Origin of the sequence: Peptoniphilus harei (genome assembly GCF_900454685.1) — a bacterium.
GTDB lineage: Bacteria > Bacillota > Clostridia > Tissierellales > Peptoniphilaceae > Peptoniphilus_A > Peptoniphilus_A harei.
The window spans coordinates 1-6,957 of the sequence record NZ_UATM01000001.1 but is presented as its reverse complement, the minus strand read 5'-3'; the positions used below and the strand labels follow the sequence as shown (position 1 = coordinate 6,957).

Sequence of the window (6,957 nt, the reverse complement as noted above, 5' to 3'; positions counted from 1 at the left end):
AGTAATAAAATAACATGGGATTTAAAACAGATATACAAATAGCTGACGAAGCTACAATGTTACCTATTGAAGAGTAGCTGCAAAAATAGGATTTGAAAAAGACGATCTTGAACAATATGGTAAATATAAAAACTAAGATTTCTTTGGGATGCAATTAAGAGAATTGAAGAAAACAATGAAAATGGTAAATTAATTCTTGTTTCTGCTATTTCTCCAACACCAGCAGGTGAAGGTAAGTCAACAGTTTCTATTGGTCTTACTCAAGGTCTTAATAGAATTGGAAAGAAATCTGCCGTAGCACTTCGTGAACCATCTCTTGGACCAGTATTTGGTGTTAAGGGTGGAGCTGCAGGTGGTGGATACTCACAAGTAGTTCCTATGGAAGATATTAACCTTCACTTCACAGGAGACCTTCACGCAATGACAGCTGCAAATAATCTTATTTCAGCTTGTATTGATAACCACATCCACCAAGGAAATGCTTTAAGAATTGACTCTAGACAAATCACTTGGAAAGAGTTATCGACATGAACGACAGATCTCTTAGAAATGTTGTTATTTCTCTTGGTAAAAAAGCTGATGGATTCCCAAGAGAAGACCACTTCATGATAACAGTAGCTTCTGAAATCATGGCAGTTCTTTGTCTAGCAGAAAGCATCGAAGACTTAAAGAACAGAATAGCTAAGATGGTTATAGGATATAATCTTGATGGTAATCCAGTAACAGTTGCTGATCTTGAAATCCAAGGTGCAGTAGCAATGCTTCTTAAAGATGCATTAAAACCAAATATGGTACAAACTCTTGAAAATACACCAGCATTTATTCACGGTGGACCTTTCGCTAACATTGCTCATGGATGTAACTCAATCCTAGCTACTAAACTTGCACTTGCTACAAGTGATTATGCAGTTACAGAAGCTGGATTCGGTGCTGACTTAGGTGCTGAAAAATTCATGGACATTAAATGTAGAAAAGCTGGTCTTGCTCCAGATGCAGTTGTAATTGTTGCTACAATTAGAGCTCTTAAGATGCACGGTGGAGTAGATAAAAAAGAATTAAAAGCTGAAAATATCGAAGCTCTTGAAAAAGGGTTTGCTAACTTAAGACGTCACGTTGAAAATGTTAGAAAATTTGGAGTTCCAGCAATTGTTGCAATTAACAGATTTGCAGACGATACTGAAGGAGAAATTGCAAAATTAGAAGAACTTTGTGCTGAATTAGGAGTTAAGATTTCACTTTGTGAATGTTTCGCTAAGGGTGGCGAAGGTGCTGAAGATCTTGCACATAAAGTTGTTGAACTTATTGATGAAGAAAAAACTAACTTCAAGCCACTTTATGATGAAAATGACAGCATTGTTGATAAAGTAAACACAATTGTTAAAGAAATCTACAGAGGTAGACAAGCTAACTTTACAACAGCTGCTAAAAAACAAGTTAAGAAACTTGAAGAAATGGGTCTTGACAAACTTCCTATCTGTATTGCTAAGACACAATTCTCATTCACTGATGATAAGAATATAGTTGGAGCACCTACAGACTTTGATATTGAAATTCAAGATGTAAGAGTTTCTGCAGGAGCAGGCTTCATAGTTGTTCAAACATCTAACATCATGGTTATGCCAGGACTTCCAAAAGTACCAGCTGCTAACAAGATGGATATTGATAACGACGGCGTTATCACAGGATTATTCTAATTCACAGGAGGAAAAATGCTTAAAGATTTAAATATAGTAGAATTCGCAGACGAAACTGCTTCAGATTCACCAGCACCTGGTGGTGGATCTATTGCTGCACTAAACGCATCAATGGCAGCTTCACTACTTGCAATGGTTGCAGGTTTAACTGTTGGCAAGAAAAAATATGGACGTTTCTGACAGAATGGAAGAAATTCAAGCTGAACTTGTAAAATACAAGGACGAATTTGTTGATGGAATCGACAAAGACGCAAACTCTTTCAACGGAGTTATGGACGCTATGAAACTTCCAAAGGAAACTGAAGAAGAAAAGGCTGCAAGATCAGAAAAAATTCAAGAAGGATACAGAAATGCAATTGAAGTACCTCTTGGACTTGGAATGAAAGTTACTGAATTATATGACTATGCAAGAGAACTTGCTGAAAAAGGTAACTCTAATGCAATCACTGACGTAGCAGTAGCTCTATTAAACATTGAAGCTGCAGTTCACGGAGCATTCTTAAATGTAATCATCAACCTTAACTCACTTAAGGATCAAGATTACAGACACGAACTTGAAGAAAAAATGGATGCTACAAGAAAGATTGTTGAAAAGAATCACGCAGAAATTATGAAAGTGGTAGATGAAAAATTAGCATGATTTATCTTTTAGTCGATGTTGGATCAACTTATACAAAGTTGCATTTAGTGGATACAAGTAAAAATGTAATTTTGGCAGGTGCTTCAAGTTATACTACTGTGGAGACTGACGTTAGAGAGGGCTTTAACAAGGCTTACAAAAAGCTAAGGGAAATCTCTGATGTTAAATATGATAAAATTTTAGGTTGCTCTTCAGCATCAGGAGGACTAAAGGTTATAGCTATTGGTTTTTTCAAAAAGCCTCACTACTGACGCTGCAAGACTTGCGTCATTATCAAGTGGTGCTAGGATTTTAGATGTTTATTCCTACGAACTCAAGGATGAGCAAGTGGAGAAATAAAATCTGCTGGCGCCGATATCATAGTCTTATGTGGTGGAACTGACCACGGCAACAGGGACAACATAATCTTACAATGCAAAGAAACTTGCAAAGGGTTCTGTTAAGACACCTTTGATTAAAGAGTCCCTTATCTTCATGAGTATCAATGTTTCCTGCCACAACTACAGGTGTCTTAACAGAACCCTTTTGCAAGTTTCTTTGCATTGTAGATTATGTTGTCCCTGTTGCCGTGGTCAGTTCCACCACATAAGACTATGATATCGGCGCCAGCAGATTTTATTTCTTCCACTTGCTCATCCTTGAGTTCGTAGGAATAAACATCTAAAATCCTAGCACCACTTGATAATGACGCAAGTCTTGCAGCGTCAGTAGTGAGGCTTTTTGAAAAACCAATAGCTATAACCTTTAGTCCTCCTGATGCTGAAGAGCAACCTAAAATTTTATCATATTTAACATCAGAGATTTCCCTTAGCTTTTTGTAAGCCTTGTTAAAGCCCTCTCTAACGTCAGTCTCCACAGTAGTATAACTTGAAGCACCTGCCAAAATTACATTTTTACTTGTATCCACTAAATGCAACTTTGTATAAGTTGATCCAACATCGACTAAAAGATAAATCATGCTAATTTTTCATCTACCACTTTCATAATTTCTGCGTGATTCTTTTTCAACAATCTTTCTTGTAGCATCCATTTTTTCTTCAAGTTCGTGTCTGTAATCTTGATCCTTAAGTGAGTTAAGGTTGATGATTACATTTAAGAATGCTCCGTGAACTGCAGCTTCAATGTTTAATAGAGCTACTGCTACGTCAGTGATTGCATTAGAGTTACCTTTTTCAGCAAGTTCTCTTGCATAGTCATATAATTCAGTAACTTTCATTCCAAGTCCAAGAGGTACTTCAATTGCATTTCTGTATCCTTCTTGAATTTTTTCTGATCTTGCAGCCTTTTCTTCTTCAGTTTCCTTTGGAAGTTTCATAGCGTCCATAACTCCGTTGAAAGAGTTTGCGTCTTTGTCGATTCCATCAACAAATTCGTCCTTGTATTTTACAAGTTCAGCTTGAATTTCTTCCATTCTGTCAGAAACGTCCATATATTTTTTCTTGCCAACAGTTTAAACCTGCAACCATTGCAAGTAGTGAAGCTGCCATTGATGCGTTTAGTGCAGCAATAGATCCACCACCAGGTGCTGGTGAATCTGAAGCAGTTTCGTCTGCGAATTCTACTATATTTAAATCTTTAAGCATTTTTCCTCCTGTGAATTAGAATAATCCTGTGATAACGCCGTCGTTATCAATATCCATCTTGTTAGCAGCTGGTACTTTTGGAAGTCCTGGCATAACCATGATGTTAGTTTGAACAACTATGAAGCCTGCTCCTGCAGAAACTCTTACATCTTGAATTTCAATATCAAAGTCTGTAGGTGCTCCAACTATATTCTTATCATCAGTGAATGAGAATTGTGTCTTAGCAATACAGATAGGAAGTTTGTCAAGACCCATTTCTTCAAGTTTCTTAACTTGTTTTTTAGCAGCTGTTGTAAAGTTAGCTTGTCTACCCTCTGTAGATTTCTTTAACAATTGTGTTTACTTTATCAACAATGCTGTCATTTTCATCATAAAGTGGCTTGAAGTTAGTTTTTTCTTCATCAATAAGTTCAACAACTTTATGTGCAAGATCTTCAGCACCTTCGCCACCCTTAGCGAAACATTCACAAAGTGAAATCTTAACTCCTAATTCAGCACAAAGTTCTTCTAATTTTGCAATTTCTCCTTCAGTATCGTCTGCAAATCTGTTAATTGCAACAATTGCTGGAACTCCAAATTTTCTAACATTTTCAACGTGACGTCTTAAGTTAGCAAACCCTTTTTCAAGAGCTTCGATATTTTCAGCTTTTAATTCTTTTTTATCTACTCCACCGTGCATCTTAAGAGCTCTAATTGTAGCAACAATTACAACTGCATCTGGAGCAAGACCAGCTTTTCTACATTTAATGTCCATGAATTTTTCAGCACCTAAGTCAGCACCGAATCCAGCTTCTGTAACTGCATAATCACTTGTAGCAAGTGCAAGTTTAGTAGCTAGGATTGAGTTACATCCATGAGCAATGTTAGCGAAAGGTCCACCGTGAATAAATGCTGGTGTATTTTCAAGAGTTTGTACCATATTTGGTTTTAATGCATCTTTAAGAAGCATTGCTACTGCACCTTGGATTTCAAGATCAGCAACTGTTACTGGATTACCATCAAGATTATATCCTATAACCATCTTAGCTATTCTGTTCTTTAAGTCTTCGATGCTTTCTGCTAGACAAAGAACTGCCATGATTTCAGAAGCTACTGTTATCATGAAGTGGTCTTCTCTTGGGAATCCATCAGCTTTTTTACCAAGAGAAATAACAACATTTCTAAGAGATCTGTCGTTCATGTCGATAACTCTCTTCCAAGTGATTGTCTAGAGTCAATTCTTAAAGCATTTCCTTGGTGGATGTGGTTATCAATACAAGCTGAAATAAGATTATTTGCAGCTGTCATTGCGTGAAGGTCTCCTGTGAAGTGAAGGTTAATATCTTCCATAGGAACTACTTGTGAGTATCCACCACCTGCAGCTCCACCCTTAACACCAAATACTGGTCCAAGAGATGGTTCACGAAGTGCTACGGCAGATTTCTTTCCAATTCTATTAAGACCTTGAGTAAGACCAATAGAAACTGTTGACTTACCTTCACCTGCTGGTGTTGGAGAAATAGCAGAAACAAGAATTAATTTACCATTTTCATTGTTTTCTTCAATTCTCTTAATTGCATCCCAAGAAATCTTAGTTTTATATTTACCATATTGTTCAAGATCGTCTTTTCAAATCCTATTTTTGCAGCTACCTCTTCAATAGGTAACATTGTAGCTTCGTCAGCTATTTGTATATCTGTTTTAAATCCCATGTTATTTTATTACTCCTCAATTAAAAGTGTTTCTAGAACTTGTTCTGGTTTAAAGTCTTCAATTTGCATGTAGTAAGCTGCTGAATCAACAAGAGCTTGTAGTGGAAGAAGTCCAATAAGTTCTGTGTTTACAACACTTACTCCGTATCTCTTAGCTTCAGATCTAATCATTTCAAGTGCTTGGTAAATTGCAGTTTTTTCGAAGTTAACAAGGTTCATTGATACTTGAACTTGGCCTTTTTCTTCTAGAGCAAGTCCAATACCTTTAACGAATCTTAGTCCTCCACCAATGTGACGAACTTTTTTAGCAATTGCTTGAGCAACTTCTAATCTGTCAGTATTTAAGTTTACGTTAAATGCAATTAGGTGGAATCTTGCAGCAACACCTGTAACACCTGATTTAGCGTTCATTTCTTGTGGACCAAAGTCAGGTTTCCATTCTTCTTCCTTAATTTTGTCGAAGAATGCTTCGTATTGTCCCTTTCTAACCTTAGCAAGGTTCTTTCTTTCAGAGTAGTTGCAGCATCTTCATATAGGTAAACAGGAATTCCCATTTCTCCTATAGCTTTACCAACTTTATTAGCGTATCCAACACAATCTTCAGTTGTAACTTCTGTTACTGGAACAAAAGGTATAACGTCAACTGCTCCCATTCTTGGGTGAGCTCCTTCGTGTTTAGACATATCGATAATTTCAGAAGCAACCTTTACAGATTCAAGTACTGCATCGATAACAGCTTCTGGTTCACCAATTACTTCAACAACAAGTCTGTTGTGGTCAGCATCTGGTTGGTAGTCGATTAATTTAACATTTTCTTTTGCTCTAAAACATTCAGTGATTTTTTCAACTTTCTCAAGGTCTCTACCTTCAGAATAGTTTGGAATACACATTACTCTTTTCAATTAATTTTCCTCCTAAATATAGATTACTTATAGCTTTTTCTTTCCTTTTATATTATATATGATTTTTCCTTATTATTAAAAGTTCTACAACTTTTTCTACTTCTTCAAGAAGTTTTCCAGTGTTAATAAGTTCTTGAGCTTTTTCAAGTTCTTCGTAGATTTCGATTGTCTTATCTTCTTCTATTACTGCAACTTGTTTTCTAATTACTTCGTGAGCAACTTTTGTTCCCTTACCAAGTTCAAACTTGTTGTCTTCCATTTCCATTCTGAAGTCAAGTGCTTGAGCAGCTATCATAAGTTCAGTAGTTAGGATTCTAGCTGTGTTCTTAACAACTTCTCTTGCTTTTCTTGATGCCCAGTTACCCATAGAAACGAAGTCTTTTGGTTTTCACAAGATGTTATTGAGTCAACACTTGCTGGGTGAGATAAAGTTTTGTTTTCTGATGC

6 protein-coding genes and 4 pseudogenes are annotated in these 6,957 nt (G+C 36.5%); 4 read left to right on the top strand and 6 right to left on the bottom strand.

The features are described 5' to 3' along the window. The first annotated feature begins 14 nt into the window (after positions 1–14). The 4 genes and pseudogenes from DRZ96_RS00040 to DRZ96_RS10805 all read left to right on the top strand — a co-directional run bounded on the left by DRZ96_RS00040 (position 15) and on the right by DRZ96_RS10805 (position 2,673). Positions 15–1,694: pseudogene (locus DRZ96_RS00040) on the top strand (formate--tetrahydrofolate ligase). 15 nt (positions 1,695–1,709) lie between these two features. Beyond that, positions 1,710–2,334: pseudogene (locus DRZ96_RS00035) on the top strand (cyclodeaminase/cyclohydrolase family protein). Beyond that, a complete protein-coding gene (locus tag DRZ96_RS10810) occupies positions 2,331–2,585 on the top strand; it encodes a glutamate mutase L (RefSeq protein WP_256584639.1) in 255 nt (84 codons plus the stop codon). Before DRZ96_RS00035 ends, DRZ96_RS10810 begins: the two are co-directional and overlap by 4 nt. Then, a complete protein-coding gene (locus tag DRZ96_RS10805; protein ID WP_256584638.1) occupies positions 2,557–2,673 on the top strand; it encodes a glutamate mutase L in 117 nt (38 codons plus the stop codon). The genes DRZ96_RS10810 and DRZ96_RS10805 overlap by 29 nt, the downstream gene beginning before the upstream one ends. 172 nt (positions 2,674–2,845) lie before the next feature. Here DRZ96_RS10805 and DRZ96_RS00025 read toward each other — a convergent pair whose 3' ends face one another. From DRZ96_RS00025 to DRZ96_RS00005, 6 genes and pseudogenes are all read right to left on the bottom strand, one after another. Further along, complete coding sequence (locus DRZ96_RS00025; protein ID WP_256584637.1) at positions 2,846–3,292, bottom strand: glutamate mutase L; 447 nt, start codon at positions 3,290–3,292, stop codon at positions 2,846–2,848. Positions 3,293–3,301: 9 nt separating this feature from the next. Beyond that, positions 3,302–3,763, bottom strand: a complete 462-nt coding sequence (locus tag DRZ96_RS00020; protein ID WP_256584636.1) for a cyclodeaminase/cyclohydrolase family protein — start codon at positions 3,761–3,763, stop codon at positions 3,302–3,304. Further along, positions 3,750–3,917, bottom strand: coding sequence for a cyclodeaminase/cyclohydrolase family protein (locus DRZ96_RS10800; protein WP_256584635.1), 168 nt, complete (start codon positions 3,915–3,917; stop codon positions 3,750–3,752). Before DRZ96_RS10800 ends, DRZ96_RS00020 begins: the two co-directional genes overlap by 14 nt. A gap of 15 nt (positions 3,918–3,932) precedes the next feature. After that, positions 3,933–5,608: pseudogene (locus tag DRZ96_RS00015) on the bottom strand (formate--tetrahydrofolate ligase). A gap of 9 nt (positions 5,609–5,617) precedes the next feature. After that, positions 5,618–6,510, bottom strand: a pseudogene (gene ftcD / locus DRZ96_RS00010) (glutamate formimidoyltransferase). A 52-nt stretch (positions 6,511–6,562) separates the two neighbouring features. After that, positions 6,563–6,877 (bottom strand): aromatic amino acid lyase, encoded by a 315-nt coding sequence (locus tag DRZ96_RS00005; RefSeq protein WP_256584634.1) that lies wholly within the window; start codon positions 6,875–6,877, stop codon positions 6,563–6,565. Positions 6,878–6,957: the final 80 nt, after the last annotated feature.

What these genes read in the sequence shown, in the direction of transcription:
- DRZ96_RS10810 (WP_256584639.1), top strand. Translation starts at nt 2,331, where the DNA reads ATGATTTATCTTTTAGTCGATGTTGGATCAACTTATACAAAGTTGCAT.
- DRZ96_RS00025 (WP_256584637.1), bottom strand. Translation starts at nt 3,292, where the DNA reads ATGATTTATCTTTTAGTCGATGTTGGATCAACTTATACAAAGTTGCAT.
- DRZ96_RS00020 (WP_256584636.1), bottom strand. Translation starts at nt 3,763, where the DNA reads ATGGACGTTTCTGACAGAATGGAAGAAATTCAAGCTGAACTTGTAAAA.
- DRZ96_RS10800 (WP_256584635.1), bottom strand. Translation starts at nt 3,917, where the DNA reads ATGCTTAAAGATTTAAATATAGTAGAATTCGCAGACGAAACTGCTTCA.
- DRZ96_RS00005 (WP_256584634.1), bottom strand. Translation starts at nt 6,877, where the DNA reads ATGGGTAACTGGGCATCAAGAAAAGCAAGAGAAGTTGTTAAGAACACA.